Genomic DNA, 924 nt, shown 5'->3' on the forward strand with positions numbered 1-924 from the left:
TGCTTGTGCATCATTATTCACACCAAATAAGAGTGTTGCACCGATAAGCAGTGACGCTGTCCCAACTGTCATCTTCCTAATCGAATATTTGTTTAAACAATTAGATAAAAACCCATTTCTATTATCCATTAATTATTAAACCTCCTGTAATTTGAAATACAAATTAATTATATATTTTTTATTCAAAAAAATTCTATAATTGTTTTTGGACAAAGTAAACTTATATTATTATATTTTTATGAAATTTTATAAATATTTTATAAAAAACAAAAGTTTGATAGTTTTATGGGTGATAAGGAATATATATGTTTTTGATTACGGATATGTAAAATACAAATGTTGTGCCGTGTAATCGATGATAGTTATCATTTCTTATCAAAGCTAAGAAAAAGTGAAATTGAAGAAAGACTTTAGCTATTATTAATGGTAATGAAGACTCTCGCTTGATTTCATGAATAATTTTTCTGTGATTAACTTATCTTCTAATAGTTGTGCCCTTAAACCAACATAAAGAACATGCAAGAACTCAATCATATGTGGTTTCACTCTAAAATGATTGATTGTTCTGTATGAAAGTGTTTAACGTGCAATCCACATCATTCGACAACTATTTTCAAGTAGAAACTCAATTCTTCTTCCTGAAAAAAACAGAGTGTGCATAGCTATATAAAATTATTTTTAACATCATTTTAGGGTGGTAGGACGACGAACCTCTATGATTGTAATATTGATTGAAAGTTTCTTGGTAAATAGACCCAACGAGCTTATTGATAATAGATGCGATATCATTTTCTAGGAAAAATTTCAGTTTCTATTGGTAGTGTGAATTAATATATTATATTTTTTATATATTAAAATTGCCCTTTTTTTATTTTTGTGTCTATTAACAATTATAAAAGAAGTTTTATATATAACAAAGGCCTG

General features: G+C 26.8%; 1 protein-coding gene. It reads right to left on the minus strand.

Going from position 1 to position 924, the window contains the following annotated elements; all coding sequences use genetic code 11:
- On the minus strand, positions 1-129 hold a 129-nt coding region (locus SH09_RS17285; protein ID WP_042740187.1), incomplete at its 3' end, for a YSIRK-type signal peptide-containing protein.
- Between the last annotated feature and the right edge of the window lie 795 nt (positions 130-924).

The sequence above is a fragment of the Staphylococcus gallinarum genome (assembly GCF_000875895.1).
Lineage (GTDB): Bacteria > Bacillota > Bacilli > Staphylococcales > Staphylococcaceae > Staphylococcus > Staphylococcus gallinarum.